Origin of the sequence: Fibrobacter sp. UWR2, assembly GCF_002210285.1 — a bacterium.
In the GTDB taxonomy this organism is placed as follows: Bacteria; Fibrobacterota; Fibrobacteria; order Fibrobacterales; family Fibrobacteraceae; genus Fibrobacter.
Map to the genome: position 1 here is coordinate 376,832 of NZ_MWQE01000002.1, position 20,552 is coordinate 397,383.

The window sequence follows — 20,552 nt, forward strand, 5'->3', positions numbered from 1 at the left end:
CGTGGTCTAATGGCCACGGTTCTTTGTATTTTTCGCTTATGAAATTTTCCTTCACGAACTTACTTTTATGTGTAGGGCTTTCTGCAGTCCTGTGCAGTGCGCAGGAAACTGTCGAAAGCGTCCGACGTCAGATCAAAGCGGTAGAGGCCGAGACCAGCCGAGAAAAGAGCATGCATGATGCGGAAAAGAAACGTCATGCGGAATTTGTCGAGGTCGGCCGCAAGAAGGTGCAGGCCCTCGCTTCGCAGAACAAGACACTCAAGGCCGAAATCGATTCCCTCAAGGCGGAACTTTCGCACATTTCCGAAGTGCGCCAGAAGACGATGGGCACAGTGCGCTGGTACGAAAGCCGCAAGGTAAAGTACAACGAGTCCTTCGCGAAGGTCATCGATTCGCTGGTGCCTGTTTTCGAGTCGGACTTCCCTTACCGGAACGAGGAAACCGTAAAGAGCGTAAAGGAGATTGCCGACCAGCTCCACAAGGGCGTCATCGAGGCTGACGATGCCCTGAACCGCACGCTCGAAGTCTTTTATGACCGCATAAGGCTTGGTTATACGACCGAGGTGTGGAAGGGATTTTTGCAGGTGGATGCGCGCAGCGTGCCTGGAACATACCTGCGTTACGGTGCTGTGGCCTCGATATTCGTGAGCAACGACGGCAACGACGTGCTCTGGCTTGCCCGTACCGCCGATGGCGGATACACCTGGAAGAATGTGTCCGATGACCTCGCGATGCGTACGGTACTGAAGGACGTGATGAAGGTTGCCGAAGGGAAAACGGCGCCGAGACTCGTGACCATTCCGGTCGCCTTCCCGAAGGAGGCCGAATAATGAAGCGTGAAATGTGGAATATGAAACGGGTTCTTCCGTCCTTTGCCTTGATTGCCTCTCTTGCCTTATTCGCTCCCGCAGTCCATGCGCAGCAGGCTTCCGACATCGATGCGGTGAAGAAGCGCGCCGAACTCAATAGCGCGAAGGCCGACCTGGAAGAGGCCCGCAAAAAACGTGACATGGCGGTAGCCGCCCGCTGGAAGGACCGCGAGACGGCGAACCAGGAACGCGAGATGTTCAACGAGAAGTACCAGGAGAGCAAGGAAAAGGTCGATGCGTTGATGTCGGAACGTGCCCGCCTGTTCGAGGATGTGCGCGTTGCCCGCGAAGACCTGGCACAGGTGAAACTCCAGGCCGAAAAGGCTCGTGCTGAGTACTTGTCCCTTGCTGCTGGCCCCGAGCGCCTCGAGACGCTTGCAAAGTTCCAGGAACAGGGTGTACCGTTCAAGGTTGCTGAACGCGTAGAGATCCAGAACAAGGTGAAGAAGGAAATGTCGCTCTACCGCGACGACCCGCTGCGCATTGCGAAGGGCGTGCTCGATGCGGCGCGTGCCGAGATGGCGTTTACCCGTGAGTCGAATGTCGAGAAGGCCGACCTGATGTTCGGTTCTGCCGTTGCGCAGGGCGACCGCATGCGCCTGGGTGGCCTCTATGCCATGCAGATGGCGAGCACCGTCGATATCAACGGGCTCCACCCGGCGGCGTTGATGCTCCCTGTTGCAGGCGAAAAGAAGCGCGTGTACAGTTGGCAGGAAAACCTGACTCCCGAGACGAAGAAGAATATTGCGAAAGTATATGCGAACGTGAACGATTCCGCGTTCGTGATGGTGCCGGTGGACGTGCTCCTGAGTACGGAACTTTCGAGCGAACTGGCGAACCATACGGAAACCACCTGGAAGGACGACTTCAAGCAGTTCTTCAAGAATGGCGGTATCCTGATGTACCCGATTGCGACATTGTTCGGGCTCGGGCTCCTGATATTCCTCATCAAGTTCGTATGGATCATGGTGGCTAGTTTCGGCGGGCTTTCGGCGCGGCGCGCGCTGAAGGCACTCGAGAAGGGCGACGTGGAGACAGCGCGCGTACAGTCCGCAAAGTCCCACGGCAAGGTAGGGAAGGTGTTGCGGACTGTACTGGGTAAGGATTACCCGGGCCGCGCCCCTGCAGAAAAGGCCCTGGAAGAACTCTTCTCTGCCGAAGTCCCGAAGATTGAATCTGGCCTTACCTGGGTCTCCGTGTTTGCTTCTACCGCACCGCTCTTGGGCCTCCTGGGTACGGTGATGGGTATGATTGAACTCTTCGACGTCATCACGATGCACGGCACCAGCGACCCGAAACTCCTTGCGGGCGGCATTTCCATTGCCCTCGTGACTACGGAAGCGGGCCTTATGGTGGCTATCCCGCTGCAGCTGTTGCACACGTTCCTCGTGAACCGTTGCGATGCATTGCGCAGCCGTATGGAAAAGGCCGGGCTTGCCGTGCTCAATGCCCTCTGGATAAAGGAAAAGTAGCCCTTGATTACGGGCGTTGATCAGAATTCGCTTTTCGAAGCGGCCATGAACATCCTCCTCAGGGGAGGGTGGGTGCTTGCGCCTATCTTCTTGCTCGGGTGGTTTGGCTGGTTCCTGATGCTCGAACGCTACGGCTACTACTTCATGCTCAAGGGCCGGTCCGTTTCTGCATTCTGGAAGAACCTGCAGAGGAAGGGCGAGTCCGTTGCGTTCAATTCGCTCGGCAAGCGCCCCTACGGGTATTTCTATGCGCTGGCAAGTGACGTGCGGCAGTATCGCGGGCTGGGCCCCGTTGCTGTGCGCAATGCGATGGAGGCTACGCGCCACCGCATATCCGTGAACCTTTCCAAGTCGCTCAAGACCATTTCTACATGCGCCGCACTTGCGCCCATGATGGGCCTCTTGGGTACGGTCTCGGGCATGGTGCATACCTTCGAGACCATACAGCAGTTCGGCTTCGGGAACCCGGTGCTCCTTGCCGACGGCATCTCGGAAGCACTCCTGACGACGCAAGCGGGCTTGCTTGTGGCTTTTCCGCTGATGCTTGCCTACAACTACCTCTCCAGTTGCGTAGAGAAGGTTGAGGACAGCGCCTGGAGCGAGGCGTTGAAATACGAATCGTATGTTTTTGAAAATGGCGCGGCAGAACCGGCCGATTCCATCGCGGAGCGTTCCGCGGAGGAGGATAAATGAGTTTTATACGTAAAAGGACACGCGATGCGGGCGGAATAGATGTTTCGCCGATGCTCGACATGGTGTTCATCCTGCTCATCTTCTTTATCGTGACATCGACGTTCACGCGCGAGACGGGTGTGGACGTGACGAAGCCGAAGGCAAGTTCCGCGAAGGAACTCGCGAAGGAAAGCATATTGATAGGCGTGACGCGCCAGGGTACGATACACATCAACGAGACCCAGGTGAACCTTTCGACCTTGAATACGGTGTTACGCCAGATGATGGCGGAAGCTCCAGATAGGCCCGTGATTATCGTGAGCGACCGCGATGCCCCCAATGGCGTGGTGGTCGATATCCTTGACGAATGCAACCTGGCAAAAGTCCGCAAGGTTTCCATTTCCGCAAATAAAGAGGAGTAGTGCTCGATTTTCTCGCTAAATATTTCCGGTTCCCGGCGGCATTCGTGCTCTCGTTTATCGTGAGCGCGGTGTTCTTCCTTGCGATTCCGGTGCTGAACGCCCTACTTTTCGACAAGGGCGTAAAGACGGAAAAGGAACTCGATACCGTAACGGAAGTAGAAGTACTCGTGAGCGAGAAGAAGCCCGAGGTAAAGCAGAAGGTGATTCGCACCATCGTGAACCCGAACCCGTTCAAGATTACCTCGAATATGGGTGTATCCCGTAGCCAGAATTTCCAGATGGACCTTTCGCTTGCTCGCGGTGCGGCAGGCGATGGCGTTGCCGTAGGTACGGGCTCGATGGAGAACGTGGTTTACGAAGCGGGCGAGGTGGACGAACAGGCACAGGTTCTTAAGGAAGTCCAGCCGACATTCCCCGCACGAGCTAAGAAACTCGGTGTTTCGGGCTACGTGAAGGTAATGATCGTTATCGACGTATATGGCGACGTGGCGCAGGCAAGCGTAATGAGCCTCGACCCTCCGGGCTACGGTTTCGAGAACGAGGCCCTGAAGGCTGTAAGGCAGTGGAAGTTCAGTCCCGCGCACTTGGGCGGATATCCCGTGGCACAGAAGGCCACAAAGGAGTTCCGCTTTGTTAAGTAGGTTTCTGTGTTTGTTGTTGCTTGCCGTGCCGATTTTCGCGGCGGAGGATTATTTCTTCAAGGCGAATGAACTTTACGACCAAGGAAAGTTCAAGGAAGCGGTACCGCTTTACCGTGCGGCGATTGACGAGGGCCGTTACGAGCCCTTCGCGTGGTTTAATCTAGGCAATGCGCTGGTGCAGCTCGACCGCAAGCAGGTCGCGATGGTGGCCTACAGGCGCACCGTGGAACTCCTGCCGAATTTCGAGAAGGCTTGGATGCTGCTGGGCGACCTCTACTACCTCGCAGATTCTCCGGGCGATGCGATTGCGGCCTACAAGCGTGCCATTGAACTCGGGGTGGAATCTGACCACGTGCACTTCGCGCTTGCGGAATGTTACCTGAAGGGCCGAGACTGGACGCTTGCGCAGAAGAACTTCGAACGCGCCTTGCAGCTGAACCCTGACCGCATGGATGCCTGGTACGGGCTTGCCGAAGTCTACGAAAAACTGGGCGATTACGAATACGCCATCAAGACCTTGCAGAACGCACTCCAGATGACGGCTACCGCGGGTGCCGACGTCCACTTTACGCTCGCGTATTACTACCGCAGCATGGATTCCACGCGGCAGTCCCTGAACGAAATGGAGAACGGCCTGCTGATGGACCCGGAAAACGTTTCCGCCCGCCGTTACCTTGCGCAGATGTACGTGCAGAACAATTCCCCGTGGATGGCGATTTTTACGCTGGAAGAAGGCCTGCGGCACAACAAGGGCAAGGGCGACCTCAATTTGGATTTGGGGCAGATTTACTTTAACCAGAAGCGCTATGATGAAGCGTTCGAATGCTACATGAAGGCCTGGCTTGCAGGCAGTTCGCAGGGCCGCATCGGTGCCGAGAATGTGGGCCACGTGTTCTCCAACGCGGGCGATACCGAGAAGGCAGAAAGTCTGTACAAGCGAATCCGCGAGAAAAAGTAATCTATACGGCGCATATTTTTTATATTTCACAACACAAATCTACGGAGAAAATGGGAGCTTTTGTGAAGTACTTACTGACCATATCTTTTATTGTCCTTTCTTTTGTTGCCTGTAGCGATACGTCTTCGCACGAAGAAGAACTTAATCGGCCTACAACTACGGTGATGAAATCCATTACGGATTCCAGGGATGGCCGAACCTATACCACAACGCAGATAGGGACGCAGGTGTGGCTTGCAGAGAATCTGCAATACAAAGCGGAACCCAGCTGGTGCTACGACGACGATACTACAAATTGTGAAATTCTTGGCCGTCTGTATGATTCCGGAACAGAGAATCTCTGCCCGGAAAAATTTCATATTCCGTCCGAACGGGAATGGCAAGACCTGATAGACTATGTCGCCGCAGTGGAGCCCGACATCCCGCCAGCCAAGAGCCTGCAGGGATATGGACAGACATGGTACGTATCCGGAAATAATGCTTTTTCCTTTGGCATTCCGGGAGCCGGTTACCGTTCTGTAGATGGTTCTTATCGTGATAAAATGCTAAACGCGTACCTTGCAACATCGAAAGCAGGCTGCTATCAGGCATTTATCTCAAACTACCATCTGAACTTCCTGTGTGATGATTCGATTGCAGGGGCTTCGGTGCGTTGCCTAAAGGATTCGACAAATGCAGAAGATGTGTTGCCGGTGTGTCTCCCGCAGAACCGTTACGAAATCGTCCACAAGGGAAACGGGTTCTATACTTGCGATGAACACGGCTGGCGTCCGTCGAACTATGCGGAATACAATGCCTATGGAAACGAATGCGTTGAAGGTAAAATCATAAAGGGTAATTTTACGGAGAATTACTACTTTGTTCGCTTCATCTGCGATAATGGCCGTTGGCGCGAAGCGACGGAAATAGAGCGGAATACAATCGGCAAGGATTGTTCGAAGGCTACGAATGAAATTATTGAAGGCCCTGTAGAATTCTACAAGCACTACATTTGTTCCGATTCAGGGTGGAGAGTCACGAACATGTGGGATTTCAAGAGAGAGGACTACCTCAATCCTGCAATCGGGTACGGCACCATGACGGATTCCCGTGACCAGAAAACGTACCGGACAGTGACGATAGGGGCCCAGGTATGGATGGCAGAGAACTTGAATTATGCCGACAGCGTGAAGACGCCGAACCTGAAGGGGAATAGCTGGTGCTATATGGACAATCCGGAGAACTGCGAAAAGGCCGGTCGCTACTACTCCTTCTTGGCAGCAATGGACCTAGACGAATCCTTTGCTGGCGATACTCTCGAAATGCCGTTGGATACGACCGCTAACGGCATTTGCCCCGATGGCTGGCATGTTCCGTCTGTATCGGATTGGGGAACTCTTCTTTTGTATATACTCGAAAGATACGGTCAGGAGTCAGCCTTTGCTGTTTCTGGATTGGAGGGCTCTCCGGTTAGTGATCTTTATGCCTATGCTTATGCGTTTAAATCCGTTGTGGCATGGGAATTCGACAACTGGCGCGTGGCGAAAAACGCATCGGGTTTTTCCACGCTTCCAATGGGCCGCAGGGATCCAGACGGAAGCTTTGTGGATACACAAGACCATTATAATATCTGGCTTTCGTCGCAGAAGCATGTTCAGACGTATATTGCGGGAGCGCCTGCAGGGGAAGATATTGCGAGTTCAAACTATTATCCTGTTATCGCCATATATAACTCGTTGTATCAGATTAGTCCGTTGCAGCAAGCAGATGCCCGCAAATATGGTTACCCCGTTCGTTGTATCAAGGATTAACTTTCTACATTTGTAGATATGGCTAAAAAGAAAAAAGTTTGGAAATCGAATAGCGGTGCCGCCGCCTTCCGTGGTAAGGAAGACCGTATCCGCGACACGCTCACGCAGATTATCAGCGGGCAGAGCCGCCTGTTGCACCGTCCGGATGAACTGTATGAATTTATCGCGCAGACTATCGACGATATCGAAGATTTCAAGGACGTGGGCCTGCAGCTCGAACTGCTCGCCTGGACGCTCCGTACCGACTTCCTTTCGTTCAAGGCCGACGATGAGGAACGCGACGACTGGGAGAGCCTCTTCTACGATGCGGGCACCTTCTTTGTGGAACTTGCGAGCCAGTACGAAGACAAGGAATATATTTCTGATTTGATTCACGACTTGGCGCTCCGCCATGTGGGTGGGGAAGGCCGTTCCGTGCTGTTCCTCTCGCTCAACGAGGTTCTGCCCGACGAGGCCGCAAAGAAACTTATTGATGAACTCATCGCGACGGTAACCGAAGTGGAACTCCAGAACCGCGAAGACATCATCGACGCCATTACCGACATGTCCGATGCCGTGGGCGATTGCGAACGCTACACGAAGGCCGCCCTCCTCAAGGATCCGGACAAGAGCAACGCGACGCTTATCGATATCGCGAACGAATACTTTGTCGCTGGCAACATTGAACTTGCCAAGCAGTGGCTCGGCGACGTGCGCGACCCCGGTGCCGAAGACGAAGAGGCTTATCTCGACCTCATGGCGGCCGTTGCCGACAAGGAAGGCCGCAAGTCCGATTGCCTCAAGATTGCGAACCTTTTGTACGAAAAGTTCCCGAAGGTCATCAACCTTGCACGCCTCTGCCAGCTTGTGGATGCCGCCAAAGCCGATTCCCTGTTGCAGGAACATTCCAGCTTCCGCAGCGGTGGCAACGTCGATACCGAATTCATGCAGTTGCTCCTCGGTATGAAGCGCTATGAGCTTCTCGGGAAGTATATCGACATGTACGAGAAGGATTTGCCCGCAGAAGATGCAGAAATCCTGAACGGAATTTCGGATGAACTAGAAAAGGCCGGCCAGAAAGAACTGGCCGACCACATTCGTGAGTGGACTGTCGAAGAACCCGAGGAAGCTCAGGCCTTCGACGACCGCGATAATTAACCCAAAGCCTTGATGATGGCGTCGCCCATGCCGGTCGTGCCGACCTTGGTGCAGCCTTCCTGGTAGATGTCGCCAGTGCGGAAGCCCTGGGCGATGACCTTTTCGCAAGCAGCTTCGATAGCCTTGGCCGCTTCTTCTTCCTTGAAGGTGTAGCGGAGCATCAATGCCACGGAGAGGATCTGGGCGAGCGGGTTAGCGATACCCTTGCCTGCGATGTCCGGAGCGGAACCACCGGCCGGTTCGTAGAGGCCGAAAGAACCTTCGGCGATAGAAGCGGACGGGAGGAGGCCCATGGAACCGGTGAGCATGGCGCATTCGTCGGTCAGGATGTCGCCGAAGAGGTTCGGGCAGAGGAGCACGTCGAATTCACGCGGGCGCTTCAGAAGCTGCATGGCGGCGTTATCCACATAGAGGTGTTCGAGAGTCAGTTCCGGGTAGTCCTTGATGACTTCGTTCACGACTTCGCGCCAGAGCACGCTCGTGGTGAGCACGTTGGCCTTGTCGATGGAGGCGACCTTCTTGTTGCGGAGCATGGCGGCGTCAAAGGCGAAGCGGGCAATGCGTTCGACTTCGTAGCGGCTGTACTTCATGGTGTCGAAACCGATTTCTTCCTTGGAGCCCGGAACGCCTTCGCGGCCCTTCGGCTGGCCAAAGTAAACGTCACCCGTCAGTTCGCGGACGGTGAGGATGTTGAAACCGTCACCGACGATGTCGGCGCGGAGCGGGCATGCGCCAGCGAGTTCCTTATAGACGCGGGCCGGGCGGAGGTTGCAGAAAAGCTTGAAGTGCTTGCGGAGCGGGAGGAGGGCACCGCGTTCCGGCTGCAGGTTCGGGGGGAGGTGTTCCCACTTCGGGCCGCCCACGGAACCGAAAAGAATACAGTCAGAAGCTTCGCCCAGCTTGAGGGTGCTTTCCGGCAGCGGGGAACCGCTTTCGTCATAGGCGGCACCACCGACGTTTGCCCATTCGGCGTTCACGTCGAAACCGAACTTCTTGGAAACGACGTCCAGCACGCGGACAGCTTCTTTCATGACTTCGGGGCCGATACCGTCGCCCGGAAGCACTGCAATCTTGTAATTCTTGCTCATTGTTAATCCTTGGTTTTGTATTTGAACGGCTCAAATTTAGTAAAATTATGGGTGAGGAGCGCTTTTTTGCGGGTTATGTATGCTTTATAGAGTTCTGGTTCTTTTGATTTTAGCGATTTTGGCAGGATGTGGCCAGCAGGCCGAGACGGTTTCCGTAAAAACCTATAGGGTGCTAGATTCCGCACAATTCAATAATTATTTCACTCCTTATGACACGAGTGATGATAAATATTCGCGCGCCATTGATTTTCTTAAACCAGATTATAGTCTGGACAGCACAAGTGGAAAATTATTGTACGACGTCTGTTTTTCGGACGTTGATAGCGTCTCGGTGAAACATCCTTGTTCCCTGGATTCAGCCTTACTGGTGAACCTTGCCAAGAAATTGAACTATAGCGATCCCCAAAAGGGAATAAGGGTCCGTTTGCAGTATGTCTACTATAATGCGTACGAAAATTCCTCTCCAAGTTTAGTCTTAAAGGATGGCCTCTTGATTTTTAAGGGTAATCCGTTCTATTCGCCTATATATCTTAATGACGACAGTACCTATCAGGCGCTGTGTCAGTCTTCTGATGGCTTAAAATGCGATGAATTGTTCGCTCGAGTTGTTGTTTCAAAGAAACTTTTCCCGGACAGCGTTCTTACTGCCGAAAAAATACCTTGGGTGGAAGAAAGATATAGTGTCTATGTCGATGAATCAATTTTTGCAGAACGCTTTGAAACAGATTACCTATTTAGTTCTATTTATTACAAGCGGATACACCCTTATGAAGGTGACGGTGTTATTCCGTTTGAAATGTGCTATAAAGACGGTTTGGCATACCCTTGCAATTTGTCTTCAACAGACTTTTCCCGCATTCAACGGGCTGTTGAAAAAGATGGCGACACATTGATTGCTTTATCCCACCAGAGCCATAGAATATGGACAATGGAATCGTTTGCCCTGGATGGAATGTCTGGCCTACATACTTGTAAATCTACTGCCGGGAAAACCTGTGATGAATTGTTTGCCCTTGTCCGCAGGAACAAAGAACATGAAGATGGCTTTCTGGGATGGTTGGCATTATACCGCTTTAAAATGACGGACTTATCTTTTACGCTAGAGCAGTTAGGCTATCTGGATAAAATTCCCATTGCCACTGTAGGGCTCCGCAAAAAGGACGGAACCCTTATCGCGGGAATACGTTAATATTTGAGTTTATCGTGCAATCCGCACTTGCCTTACGGTGCCGTTATTGACGGAGCGGAGCATCTTCTCGAATGCAAAAAAGGAACCTTGCGGTTCCTTTCTGCTTGTTTTGGCTTTGAAATTATTCGTCGGCAGCGGTGCTCTGGGGCTTAGCGCAGCGGTCCCTAGACCAGTTGGTTTGCTTGAAGCAGGCACTTCTGGTGTAACAACATCCCTCGGCGTTGTTAGTTGTTATTTCGCAATTGCAAGCGATTCCGTCTCCTTCCTTCTCTTCGTCGATAAGTTCACCGTTAGCGCAGACCACCATGAATCCACCTTTGTGATAACTTGTGTTGATGCAGGTCTGCAGGGTGTTGTGGCATTTGCCGAAGTAGGTTCCCAAGGCGTTGCACGATACGCGGCGCGTCTCGTTTGTAAGGTCAAACTCGAAAGGCCCCACTCGGTCATTAACGTCAGTGTGGGTATAGTCTTTCCAGTTGTATCCTGTAACGGTCTTCACGGCCATTTTTTCTTCGGGAATCAGGGCCTTCCATTTATTTTTCGTTTCGAAATCCCTGAACGGCGGGTAGTCGGGATCTTCATCCTTGAGAATTTGTTTGCAACGTTTCTCGTCGTAGCAGGGGTTTGGATTGGAGGGAGATCCCACCATTGGTTCACCCCAGCATGGATCACAATCAGAACATTGGTTTATGTCGCATTCGTAATCCATTATCTGTGGATCGGTGCCCTCTCTACAAGCGACGGGACATTTGTAATTGTCCTTGTCGAGCGGGTCGAACTTGTTATGGAGCCGTTCCCATTGCCCGTCGACGCACCTGTACATGACGGCATTGTTGTTGTTGTCGTTGTCGCACCTCAGTTCGCCGTTCAGGCACTCGCCGCAGATGGCCTTGTCGGTACGGCACGACTTGTTGCCGCATATGGAAACGGCCTTCTTGGCTTCGCCGGCGACGCACTCGTAGACGGTTCCCTTTTCTTCGTCATCGTTGGTGCAGGTGTGTTCGTAGTTCGTGCACGCGCCGCAACCGTTGTCGCGCGGGTCGCAGGATTTATCGCCACAGCTTTCGGTCACCTTCTTGCCCTTTTCGCAGCGGGTGACTGTTGCGTGGAATTTCTTGTCTTCGGTACAGGTCTGCACGTCGTTGATGCACTCGCCGCAGTCCGTGCCCTTTTCGTTACAAGATACCGTTCCGCACGAGCGGTTCACGAGAACGCCCTTTACGCATTCTTTGACGATGCCGATTCCTACGGGGCTATCGGAGCAGGTGCTCTTGTAGCTGTCGTCGCATTCGCTTTCGGCTGTGCTGATGGGGTTCGCGCATTTTTTGCTCACGGTATTGCATACGGAACCGACGTCGCAGATTTCTTCATTGCAGACGCAGACGCCGTCCTTTTCCTTGCCTCCGGAAGCTTCACAGAGCTTGACGAAGTTCTTGAGGTCTTCTTCCGAAGCGGATGAAGAACTGTTTTTGGTGCTTGAGGAACTCTTCTTGCCCGAAGAGGAGGAATTAGCCTTGCTCGACGAACTTGTCGTGCTGGTGTCTTCGACGGGGCGCCACTTGTTTTCATCGCAAAAATATTCTGCGTCCTGTTCCTTGGCATATACGGTATCGCCTTGGTTGTCCTCGCCGCAGGTTCCCAGTTCGTAAATTGAGTTTACTTCGGTGATGACCTTACGTCCGGAGGAATCGTCATCGCCGCAGGCCGTGAAAAGGAATGTTGCGCCGAGCAGAGCAACACCGGAAATAATGAAGGCTGATTTTTTCATGTCGGCTCCGTTTTTGCTGTGAGGCTGTTTAGTTTAGGCTCATTTCTCTTGCAAGTTCGATAAGCGTCTGTACGCCGAAGCCGGTGGCGCCGTATTCGGTGTACTTCCACTTCTTTGTCGTGAAGGCCGTGCCCGCGATGTCCCAGTGGGCCCAGGCGGTATTCTCGGGAACGAATTCCTGCAAGAAGAGCGCTGCGGCGATGGCGCCAGCGTCGCTGCCGGTGTTCTTGAGGTCGGCGAACTTGTCCTTGAGCGAGTCGGCGTATTCCTCTTCGAGCGGCATGCTCCAGAACTTTTCGCAGCAGGCCTCGCCGCAGTTGATGACCTTCAGGGCCAAATCGTCGTCGTTGCTGAAGAATCCGGTGATGGCATAGCCGAGGGCGCGAACCATGGCTCCGGTAAGCGTGGCGAGGTCTACTATGTGCGTTGCCCCGATTTCGCCCGCTTCGGCAAGTCCGTCGCTGAGCACGAGCCTGCCTTCGGCGTCGGTGTTGTCGACCATCACTGTCTTGCCGTTCTTGGCCTTGAAAATATCGCCCGGCAGTACGGACTTGTTGCCGATGGCATTTTCGGCGAGGCAGCAGACGGCGCTTACGTGCACGGGCAACTTGAGGGAGGCGATTGCCTGGATGGCGGCGAGTGCGGTAGCGGCTCCGCTCATGTCGCTAATCATTTCGGGCATGGACTTGGCCGGCTTGAGGCAGAGTCCGCCGGTGTCGAAGGTGAGTCCCTTGCCGACGATGACAAGGTGGTCCTTCGAAGTGCGCTTGGCGGGCTTGTAGTCGAGCGTAACCATGTAGGGCTCGCGGGAACTGCCCTTGCCGACGGTCACGTGACCCATGAAGCCTTCCTTTTCGAGCTGCTTCATGTTGCGCACCTTTATGGAAAGGCCCGGCGTGTACTTCGCGATGGTCTTAGCGTTTTCTACAAACTCGGCGGGGTAGAGGTCTGCTGCACTAGTGTTGATGAGGTTCTTGGCGAGTACAACAGCCTTGTTCTCGATGGCGACTTCTTCTGCGATTTTCTTGAAGGCGGCGGTGTGTTCACCGGCGACAATCTCGTAGGTCACCTGGAAATTCGGCTTCTGCTTGCTCTTGTAGGCGTCGAACTTGTATTCGGCGTAGTGGAGCCCGTGGAGGATAGCCTTGAACTGTTCGTCGGCGCAGTCGGCGAGCATCAGGCTCACGCTGCTAATCTGTTTTTTCATGGCACGGCAGGCGAGGCGGTAGGCTGCCATGCGCAGGTGGTCGAGGTTCGAGAGTCCGCGTTCCTTGGCGGCGTCTACGAACAAAGTTGGCCTGCCGTCAATTTCGAGGTATTCCAGGTCCTCGAAGGGGCCGTCATTCATGCTTTCGAGCACCGAATCGACCTGTTTTTCGCCCGCTTCGCTGAGCACGGCGGAAAATTGAACGGATTTCTTTACGAAAAAGAGGGCTGTTGTGCCTGCTTTTTCGCTTTCATTGGCGATAATATTTAATTTCATGGTCAGAAAGATAGAATTTTTTCTATAATAAATGAAGAAATCCTTCAGGGAGCGATTTATGAACAAGAAAGTAAAAGCCTTCGGGTTAGTTTTGGCAATGGCCGCCTTTGCGCTGGCCCAGGAACCTGCCGCACCGGCAGCTCAACCTGCAGAAAACGCTGCACCGGCGGTTGCCGCTGAAGCGCCTGCTGAACCTGCTGTAGCAGAAAATGCTGCACCTGAGGCGGCTGCCCCCGCAGAAACGGTTGAAGCAGAGCAAGCTCCGGTCGCCGAACCGGCTGCAGAACCCGCTCCGGCTGCCGAGCCCGTTGCAGAAACCGCAGAGCCAGTTGCCGAGCCCGAACAGTACGGCGACATGCCGGCTCCGATGGCTGTCCGTGGCGTCGATGCCTCGTCTGTGCCCTACAACGAGGAACCTATCGCCGAGCCGAAGGCTGTAAGGGGAAAGGAATCCTCCCGCGCTACGACCGAACCTGTGCCAATGCGCTTCACGTTCGGTGCACAGGCTTTCCTCGGAACGAATACCCTCTATGCAAACGACTGGGATTTCGACGAATCCTATAGCGGTATCGCCTGGAAGGCGGGTCTATTTGCGATTTTCCCGCTCAACGCATACATGATGGGCTTCAAGATCGGTGTCCTTTACGACCACAGCGATGCTAGCGCCACCTATATCTACAGTTCGGACTACACCAAGGAGATGAACGTCAAGTTCAAGATGGACCGTATCTCGGTACCGTTCCTCTTTACGCTCAAGTCTCCCTATTCCAGCTTCACGCTTGACTTCGGTGCACAGGTATCCATTCCCGTGCAGGACAACTTCAAGTATTCCTATGAATATTCTGCAGACTCGACGATCAAGCGTAGTGCAGACATGATTGACCTGGATTACCGCAGTTCTGTCGACTTTGCTCTGGTTCTCGGACTGACCATCAAGGCGAACCGCTACATGTCGTTCGATATCCGCTACGAATGCGGCTTCTCGAACTTCTATGAAGATGTTCCGCTTGTATGGCGCTTGAACGAACTCACCTCCAGCACCCTCCTCCTCGGTCTTTCTTTCTACGCATTCTAATATATGATTCTTCCGATTGTCGCTGTACTTCTCGGGCTTGGGGTTCTTGTCTGGAGTGCGGACAAATTCGTCGATGGCGCCGTAGGTGTCGCGCGTTTCTGCGGCATGAGTACGCTTCTTATCGGAATGGTCGTCGTGGGCTTTGGTACGTCTGCACCCGAAATGGTCGTTTCGGCCCTCTCGGCAATGCAGAACGCTCCAGAACTCGCGCTCGGCAATGCCTACGGGAGTAATATCGCAAACATCGCCCTGATTCTAGGCATGACGGCAATCGTTTCTCCGGTCATCGTGGTCCGGAAGGCACTATTCCGTGACCTGCCGGTCCTGATGGTCGTGACAGCCCTGTCATTCGTCCTGATGATGAACGGTTCCGTAAGCCGCTCCGACGGCATAATCCTCCTAGTCGTTTTCGCGCTTGTAATGGGCGTGAATATCGCAAGCGAGATGCGCCGCAAGTCCAAGACGGGCACTGCGGAAGCAGAAGGCTCCGATAGTAGTTCGGAAAAGCTTTCGCTCGGAAAATCACTTTTTTGGCTTCTGCTTGGGCTAGCACTGTTGGTCGGAAGTTCCCGCGCACTAGTGTGGGGGGCTGTAGAGATTGCCCGTTCGCTCGGTGTGAGCGACCTTCTTATTGGCCTTACTATTGTCGCCGTAGGGACATCCCTACCGGAACTTGCAAGTTCCATAGCAGCGGCACGCAAGGGCGAGGATGATCTTGCCTTCGGGAACATTATCGGGTCAAACCTTTTTAATACGCTTGCTGTAGTTGGCATTGCGGCTACAATCGCCCCGATGAATTCCTACGAGCCGGCCGTATTTACCCGTGATATGCCCGTGATGGCCGTACTGACAGCCCTGCTCCTACTCTTCGGATTACCTGTCCGCAAAAGCCGCGTCGGCGCAGATGGCAAGCGCATCGGACGTATCAACCGCATTGAGGGCGCAACATTCCTTGCCGTTTATATCGGCTACATTGGCGTCCTGATTGCACAGGCCACCGGAAAGATTTAATTAGACCGGCGGGAAGAACAGGTACGCGATGGCGATTGCCGCTATCACGCCCACGGCGTCGGCGATGAGGGCGCAGGTGACGGCGTGGCGTGTCTTCTTAACACCTACAGAACCGAAGTACACCGCGATGATGTAGAACGTGGTGTCGGCGGCTCCCTGGAACATGCAGCTTAGGCGACCGGCAAAACTGTCGGGGCCGAGTGCCTTCATGGCGTCGATCATCATGCCGCGGGCACCGCTCCCGCTAAGGGGCTTCATGAATGCAGTGGGGAGTGCTGGCACGATATCGTTCCCGATGCCGAACAGCCCGAGAACCCACGAGATGCCGTTCATGAGCAAGTCCATCGCACCGCTTGCGCGGAACACGGCGACACCCACGAGGATGGCGACCAGGTTCGGGATAATCATCACGGCGGTGTGGAAACCGTCCTTCGCACCTTCGACAAACGCTTCGTAGGCCTGCACCTTCTTGTACACCGCGAGCCCGAGGAACGCGACAATGATGCCGAACAGCACGATGCCGCTGATGAAGAGGCTCGTAGTGCCGATAGCTTCGGCGGTGAGGTGGCTAAAGTAGAACATGATGGCGATGACGCAGGCGGAAAGCCCGCCGAGCCATGCGACCGTTACCGGGTCCTTGAGCTTTACCTTCTGGAAAAAGCTGAGCGCGAAGATGCCCGCCATGGTGCTGAAGAACGTGGAAAGAAGAATGGGGAGGAAAATGTCGCTCGGGTTTGCCGCACCCATCTGGGCGCGGTAAGTCATGATGCTCACAGGGATGAGCGTAAGTCCGCTTGCGTTCAACACGAGGAACATAATCTGCGAGTTGCTCGCGACAGTCTTGTCTTCGTTCGGGTTCAGTTCCTGCAGTTGTTTCATCGCCTGCAGGCCCATCGGGGTGGCCGCGTTATCGAGCCCGAGCATGTTCGCGCTGATGTTCATGAGCATCGTGCCCACGACCGGGTGGTTCTTCGGAATTTCGGGGAAAAGGCGGCTAAACAGCGGGGAGACGATTTTCGCGAGAATCTGGACGGCTCCCGCCTTCTCGCCAATCTTCATGATGCCGAGCCAGAGGGAAAGTATGCCCGTGAGGCCGAGGGCGATTTCGAACGCGGTTTTCGACATGTCGAACGCGCCGAGGATTGCCTTGTTGAAGATTCCGGTGTCGCCAAAGACGAGCCACTGTACCATGCACGCGACAAACGCGCCAAAGAAGAAGATAAGCCAGATAACGTTTAAGACCATGACTTAAATATAGGTTAAGAAATTTCTGCCGATGCAAGTTCACTGCCGTCATCGAGCCTGTGGATGCTAAACTTGGCAGGGGAGGTTCCTGTCGCGCTCTCGTAGAGGGCGAAGGTCGGCGCGTTCCCGCCCTTGGGGAGGCTCGTAGAACCGGGGTTCACGATAAGGACCCCCTTGAAGTTTTTTTCGAGTTTCCAGATATGCGTATGACCGTAAAGATACGCGTCAACCTTGCGGCAGCCGTTTTCGAGATTGGCGGGTTCTAGCGTCTCGAGCGCATTTGCGGGGAAACAGTTCGGTTCGAAGATATGCCCGTGGCTCAGGAACAGGGTGGTGTTTGAATCCTTCACGACAGCATATTCATCTTCGATGGGGAAATCGAGCATCATCAGGTCCACGTCGGCGTCACAGTTCCCGCGGACGGCGGTAATGCGGCCCTTGTACGGGGTCAAAGCCTCTACGACACCCATCGGGCCATGGCCTTCGGGGAGCGGATTGCGCGGGCCATGATAGAGGGTATCGCCGAGCAAAAAGATGCGGTCACAGTTGAACTTATCAAAAAAAGAAAGTGCCTGCCTTGCGGCAATAGCGGAACCATGAATATCGGAAAGTATCAGTGCGCGCATCTTATTTCCTACGCTGCTCAACGGAATCATGCCTGAAATGCACGGGTTTAAGTTTATCGATCACACTCTGGAGTTCCTTCGGGAGCGGGCAGTCGAAAACTTTGCGTTCGCCCTTCCATACAAATTCTAAGCGACAACTATGCAAGAACAGACGGTGAAGCCCGAGTTCTTTTTTCGCTTCGCGGTTGAGCGCAAAGTCACCGTAGCGGCTGTCACCCAGGAGCGGATGCCCGATACTTGCAAAGTGGGCACGGATCTGGTGCATGCGGCCGGTCTCGAGCTTGATTTTCACGAGGTCATAACCCACATAGTGCTGCTTGACGCGGTAGTGCGTTATGGCCTCTTTTGCATCCTTTCCAGTTTCGCCAACCTTCATCTTGCTGCCTTTTGCAGCATCGGTGCGGGTGAGCGATTCTGAGATGGTTCCTTTGTCTTTTTTCAGGTTGCCCTTGACCAGCGCGAAGTAGAACTTGTCGACTTCGTGTTCGCGGATGAGTCGGGTGAGGTCTCGGAGCGTATCGCCATGGAGGGCTGCGACAATGAGCCCAGAGGTTTCCTGGTCAAGCCTGTGTGCAATCGTGGGCTTGAAATCGAGCCCTTCGCGACGGCCCCATTCCCAAAGGTATTCCACCAGGCTTTCGCCCGGACGCGTACCCGAACCGGGCTGGCTTGCAAGTCCCGAAGGCTTGTTCACGACAACATAGTCTTCTGTCTGGATAACGATGTCGAGGTCTTTCGCGCCCCAGCCCGCCTGCTTTTCTGCGGGAGAGAGCGCCTTGCCCCAGGTGGACTTGTTCTTCGCAAAACCGGATTTGCTGGCTCCTGCGTCGGGGCGTTGCGGGGTGTCCCCGCTATGTTCTTCCCCTTCCACGCTCTTGAAATTTTCGTAAATGCAGACAGTATCACCTTCGACAAGCATCTGATTCGCCTTGCCGACAACGCCGTTTACGCGCACCTTTTTCTTGCGGATGACAGCGAAGAATATGGATAGGGATTCGTCGGGGAAAGCCTTGCGCAGGAACCTGTCGAGGCGCATGTTGGCGAAGTTGCGGTCGATGATACGCGTAATCATGTAATGAAAGATAGAAATAAATGCCAAACAAGTTTGTCGCTTCACTCGCCTTGCAGAATTTATATATTTGCGTCATGCTCAATTGGGAAACACTTTTGTCGGCGACGCGCTTCGGCCATCCGGCCGATCCGGATCCGAACCGCTCTGACTACCACAGGGATTACGACCGCATTGTCTTTTCTACCGCTTTCCGCAGGCTTGGCCGCAAGACGCAGGTGCACCCGTTCTCGGTGAACGACCACGTGCACAGCCGCCTTACGCACAGCATCGAGGTTTCGAGTGTAGGCCGCAGCCTCGCGATTACGGTTTACCACCTGATCAAGAAGTATCTGCCCAAATATATCAACGAATACCAGTTCGGTACCATTGTGCAGTCCGCATGCCTTGCGCATGATATCGGCAATCCGCCGTTCGGGCATGCGGGGGAGGCAGCCATCCGCGAATGGTTCCGCAAGAACAGAACAAGCGCACCGCTTTGTGGCCTGAGCGACCGCGAGATGGCCGACTTCGAGAACTTCGACGGCAATGCGCAGGGTCACCGCATTCTGAGCAAGCTGGAATACCACTTTCTCGATGGCGGCATGCGCCTTACGTATGCGACTATCGGGTCAATGATAAAGTACCCGCAACTTGCGATGTACGGTTGCCCCACAAGCCTGTTCTCGACAGAATATGACCTGTACGAAATAACAGCCGAAACACTCGGGCTCCCGCAAATTGAAAGGGGCCGCTGGGTCCGTCACCCGCTTGTGTACCTGATGGAAGCCGCAGACGATATCTGCTATTCCATTCTCGACGTGGAAGACGCCATCGAACTGGGCATCCTTTCTTTTGCCGACGTGCGCGACATGTTTATCTACCTCTGTGGTCCGGAAGTGAATATTGACCGCGAGTACGAAGAAAACGGGCGCAATTTCCGCGACTTTCTCAGCAGTATTCGCGGGAAGGCAATCCAGAACCTGATCGACGACGTGGCCGTTGTTTTCGTGAATCATTACGAAGAAATCATGAACGGCACGCTCAAGCAACACCTTATCGATCTCTCCAAATCCGACGTGATGTGGGGAATTCGCATAGGCAAGCGCCTCGGGAAGGAACGCATCTATCCGGATCGTCGCAAGACGGAACTCGAAGTCGGTAGCTATACGACGCTTGCGACCGTGCTCGATGCCTTTATCAACGGCGTATACGACTATCGCCAGAATGGCAAGAATTCGTACCGTGCCGACCGTATCGTGCGCCTTATCGGGCAGGCAAAGATTGGACAGAGTGTCTCGGCCACCGAAGCGTACCATCAGGTTCTCGACTTTGTGAGCGGCATGACAGACAACTACGCAACATATCTGGCACGCCAGATTGGTGGCCTTGCAATGGGCGTATAATGGTCTGGCTTTTTGACTACGATCTTACATTGTACGGGGAGGAGGAGCGCTTTGTCCTTGATTCGCTGGACAGGCGCATCGCGCTCTTTGTACAGAAGACCGTAGGCGGTGATTTCGAGAACGCGACCCGTATCCGCAAGGAATACCTTGTGCGGTTCGGCACCACGCTTTCTGGCCTGATGGCTATGAACGGCACCGACCCGGATGACTTCTTCGATTTCATCCATGAGCCGGAGCATCTGATTTACCCCAAGAAAGCTCCCGATAAGCTTGCGCTCCTGAAGAGCCTTGAAGGTCCGCGGTTTGTTTTTACCAACGGGCGTCACGACTGGAGCGAGGCGGGCATGGCCCACATGGGGATTGATTCCGCCATAGACGGCGTGTTCGACCTGAAGATGATGGACTGGGAAGGCAAGCCACACGAAAGCGCGTATGCGAAAATAGAGAAATGGCTTGCCCGTGTTTTGCCGGAAAAGGGATGGGCAATGCCTGCCAACCCGAAGGAAATCGTTCTGCTCGAGGATTCCCTACGCAACCTGGAACCCGCGCATGCCCGCGGTTGGACCACCGTGCTTGTCAACCCGAATATCGAGGCTCCCGACTGGGTGGACCATCACGTGGGGCACCTGCTTGAACTAAAGGCCCTGTAGAG

General features: G+C 54.2%; 19 protein-coding genes. 13 read left to right on the forward strand and 6 right to left on the reverse strand.

The window, feature by feature from the left end:
• The first annotated feature begins 38 nt into the window (after positions 1 to 38).
• From B7994_RS05735 to B7994_RS05770, 8 genes are all read left to right on the forward strand, one after another.
• Entirely contained in the window at positions 39 to 830 is a 792-nt protein-coding gene (locus tag B7994_RS05735; protein WP_088637559.1) for a DUF3450 family protein, read from the forward strand.
• A complete protein-coding gene (locus B7994_RS05740) occupies positions 830 to 2,341 on the forward strand; it encodes a MotA/TolQ/ExbB proton channel family protein (RefSeq protein WP_088637502.1) in 1,512 nt (503 codons plus the stop codon). Before B7994_RS05735 ends, B7994_RS05740 begins: the two co-directional genes overlap by 1 nt.
• Positions 2,342 to 2,344: 3 nt before the next feature.
• Positions 2,345 to 3,034 (forward strand): MotA/TolQ/ExbB proton channel family protein, encoded by a 690-nt coding sequence (locus B7994_RS05745; protein WP_233143066.1) that lies wholly within the window; start codon positions 2,345 to 2,347, stop codon positions 3,032 to 3,034.
• A complete protein-coding gene (locus tag B7994_RS05750; protein ID WP_088637503.1) occupies positions 3,031 to 3,435 on the forward strand; it encodes a biopolymer transporter ExbD in 405 nt (134 codons plus the stop codon). The genes B7994_RS05745 and B7994_RS05750 overlap by 4 nt, the downstream gene beginning before the upstream one ends.
• Complete coding sequence (locus B7994_RS05755) at positions 3,435 to 4,076, forward strand: energy transducer TonB (RefSeq protein WP_088637504.1); 642 nt, start codon at positions 3,435 to 3,437, stop codon at positions 4,074 to 4,076. The genes B7994_RS05750 and B7994_RS05755 overlap by 1 nt, the downstream gene beginning before the upstream one ends.
• On the forward strand, positions 4,066 to 5,034 hold the full coding sequence (locus B7994_RS05760) for a lipopolysaccharide assembly protein LapB (RefSeq protein ID WP_233143067.1): 969 nt from the start codon (positions 4,066 to 4,068) through the stop codon (positions 5,032 to 5,034). Before B7994_RS05755 ends, B7994_RS05760 begins: the two co-directional genes overlap by 11 nt.
• Positions 5,035 to 5,096: 62 nt before the next feature.
• On the forward strand, positions 5,097 to 6,824 hold the full coding sequence (locus B7994_RS05765; protein WP_158213090.1) for an FISUMP domain-containing protein: 1,728 nt from the start codon (positions 5,097 to 5,099) through the stop codon (positions 6,822 to 6,824).
• Between the two features lie 18 nt (positions 6,825 to 6,842).
• Entirely contained in the window at positions 6,843 to 7,961 is a 1,119-nt protein-coding gene (locus B7994_RS05770) for a hypothetical protein (RefSeq protein ID WP_088637507.1), read from the forward strand.
• Here the strand turns inward: B7994_RS05770 and leuB are convergent.
• Positions 7,958 to 9,049, reverse strand: coding sequence for a 3-isopropylmalate dehydrogenase (gene leuB, locus B7994_RS05775; RefSeq protein ID WP_073321933.1), 1,092 nt, complete (start codon positions 9,047 to 9,049; stop codon positions 7,958 to 7,960). The genes B7994_RS05770 and leuB overlap by 4 nt on opposite strands.
• A 79-nt stretch (positions 9,050 to 9,128) precedes the next feature.
• On the opposite strand from leuB, the gene B7994_RS05780 reads away from it, so the two are divergent.
• Positions 9,129 to 10,238, forward strand: coding sequence for a hypothetical protein (locus B7994_RS05780; RefSeq protein ID WP_088637508.1), 1,110 nt, complete (start codon positions 9,129 to 9,131; stop codon positions 10,236 to 10,238).
• 121 nt (positions 10,239 to 10,359) lie between these two features.
• On the opposite strand, the gene B7994_RS05785 is transcribed toward B7994_RS05780, so the two are convergent.
• Together B7994_RS05785 and B7994_RS05790 are read right to left on the reverse strand one after the other, a co-directional pair.
• Complete coding sequence (locus B7994_RS05785; protein ID WP_088637509.1) at positions 10,360 to 12,006, reverse strand: hypothetical protein; 1,647 nt, start codon at positions 12,004 to 12,006, stop codon at positions 10,360 to 10,362.
• Positions 12,007 to 12,034: 28 nt separating this feature from the next.
• Entirely contained in the window at positions 12,035 to 13,489 is a 1,455-nt protein-coding gene (locus B7994_RS05790; RefSeq protein ID WP_088637510.1) for a M17 family metallopeptidase, read from the reverse strand.
• A gap of 58 nt (positions 13,490 to 13,547) precedes the next feature.
• On the opposite strand from B7994_RS05790, the gene B7994_RS05795 reads away from it, so the two are divergent.
• Positions 13,548 to 14,564, forward strand: a complete 1,017-nt coding sequence (locus tag B7994_RS05795) for an outer membrane beta-barrel protein (protein WP_144063771.1) — start codon at positions 13,548 to 13,550, stop codon at positions 14,562 to 14,564.
• Positions 14,565 to 14,567: 3 nt separating this feature from the next.
• Entirely contained in the window at positions 14,568 to 15,575 is a 1,008-nt protein-coding gene (locus tag B7994_RS05800) for a calcium/sodium antiporter (protein WP_088637512.1), read from the forward strand.
• Here the strand turns inward: B7994_RS05800 and B7994_RS05805 are convergent, their stop codons facing one another.
• From B7994_RS05805 to B7994_RS05815, 3 genes are read right to left on the reverse strand one after another with little or no spacing between them, the layout of a single operon-like run.
• A complete protein-coding gene (locus B7994_RS05805) occupies positions 15,576 to 16,820 on the reverse strand; it encodes a nucleoside recognition domain-containing protein (protein WP_088637513.1) in 1,245 nt (414 codons plus the stop codon).
• Between the two features lie 14 nt (positions 16,821 to 16,834).
• Entirely contained in the window at positions 16,835 to 17,446 is a 612-nt protein-coding gene (yfcE, locus tag B7994_RS05810; protein ID WP_088637514.1) for a phosphodiesterase, read from the reverse strand.
• A 1-nt stretch (position 17,447) separates the two neighbouring features.
• Positions 17,448 to 18,518, reverse strand: coding sequence for an RluA family pseudouridine synthase (locus B7994_RS05815; protein WP_088637515.1), 1,071 nt, complete (start codon positions 18,516 to 18,518; stop codon positions 17,448 to 17,450).
• Between the two features lie 74 nt (positions 18,519 to 18,592).
• Here B7994_RS05815 and B7994_RS05820 point away from each other — a divergent pair, with 74 nt between their 5' ends.
• Complete coding sequence (locus B7994_RS05820; protein ID WP_088637516.1) at positions 18,593 to 19,900, forward strand: deoxyguanosinetriphosphate triphosphohydrolase; 1,308 nt, start codon at positions 18,593 to 18,595, stop codon at positions 19,898 to 19,900.
• Positions 19,900 to 20,550, forward strand: a complete 651-nt coding sequence (locus tag B7994_RS05825) for a pyrimidine 5'-nucleotidase (RefSeq protein WP_088637517.1) — start codon at positions 19,900 to 19,902, stop codon at positions 20,548 to 20,550. Before B7994_RS05820 ends, B7994_RS05825 begins: the two co-directional genes overlap by 1 nt.
• Positions 20,551 to 20,552: the final 2 nt, after the last annotated feature.

Excerpts from the sequence above, each read along its gene's own strand:
- yfcE (WP_088637514.1), bottom strand. The coding sequence starts at position 17,446 with ATGCGCGCACTGATACTTTCCGATATTCATGGTTCCGCTATTGCCGCA.
- B7994_RS05735 (WP_088637559.1), top strand. The coding sequence starts at position 39 with ATGAAATTTTCCTTCACGAACTTACTTTTATGTGTAGGGCTTTCTGCA.
- B7994_RS05805 (WP_088637513.1), bottom strand. The coding sequence starts at position 16,820 with ATGGTCTTAAACGTTATCTGGCTTATCTTCTTCTTTGGCGCGTTTGTC.
- leuB (WP_073321933.1), bottom strand. The coding sequence starts at position 9,049 with ATGAGCAAGAATTACAAGATTGCAGTGCTTCCGGGCGACGGTATCGGC.
- B7994_RS05820 (WP_088637516.1), top strand. The coding sequence starts at position 18,593 with ATGCTCAATTGGGAAACACTTTTGTCGGCGACGCGCTTCGGCCATCCG.
- B7994_RS05785 (WP_088637509.1), bottom strand. The coding sequence starts at position 12,006 with ATGAAAAAATCAGCCTTCATTATTTCCGGTGTTGCTCTGCTCGGCGCA.
- B7994_RS05800 (WP_088637512.1), top strand. The coding sequence starts at position 14,568 with ATGATTCTTCCGATTGTCGCTGTACTTCTCGGGCTTGGGGTTCTTGTC.
- B7994_RS05740 (WP_088637502.1), top strand. The coding sequence starts at position 830 with ATGAAGCGTGAAATGTGGAATATGAAACGGGTTCTTCCGTCCTTTGCC.
- B7994_RS05795 (WP_144063771.1), top strand. The coding sequence starts at position 13,548 with ATGAACAAGAAAGTAAAAGCCTTCGGGTTAGTTTTGGCAATGGCCGCC.
- B7994_RS05815 (WP_088637515.1), bottom strand. The coding sequence starts at position 18,518 with ATGATTACGCGTATCATCGACCGCAACTTCGCCAACATGCGCCTCGAC.
- B7994_RS05780 (WP_088637508.1), top strand. The coding sequence starts at position 9,129 with ATGCTTTATAGAGTTCTGGTTCTTTTGATTTTAGCGATTTTGGCAGGA.
- B7994_RS05750 (WP_088637503.1), top strand. The coding sequence starts at position 3,031 with ATGAGTTTTATACGTAAAAGGACACGCGATGCGGGCGGAATAGATGTT.
- B7994_RS05770 (WP_088637507.1), top strand. The coding sequence starts at position 6,843 with ATGGCTAAAAAGAAAAAAGTTTGGAAATCGAATAGCGGTGCCGCCGCC.
- B7994_RS05790 (WP_088637510.1), bottom strand. The coding sequence starts at position 13,489 with ATGAAATTAAATATTATCGCCAATGAAAGCGAAAAAGCAGGCACAACA.
- B7994_RS05825 (WP_088637517.1), top strand. The coding sequence starts at position 19,900 with ATGGTCTGGCTTTTTGACTACGATCTTACATTGTACGGGGAGGAGGAG.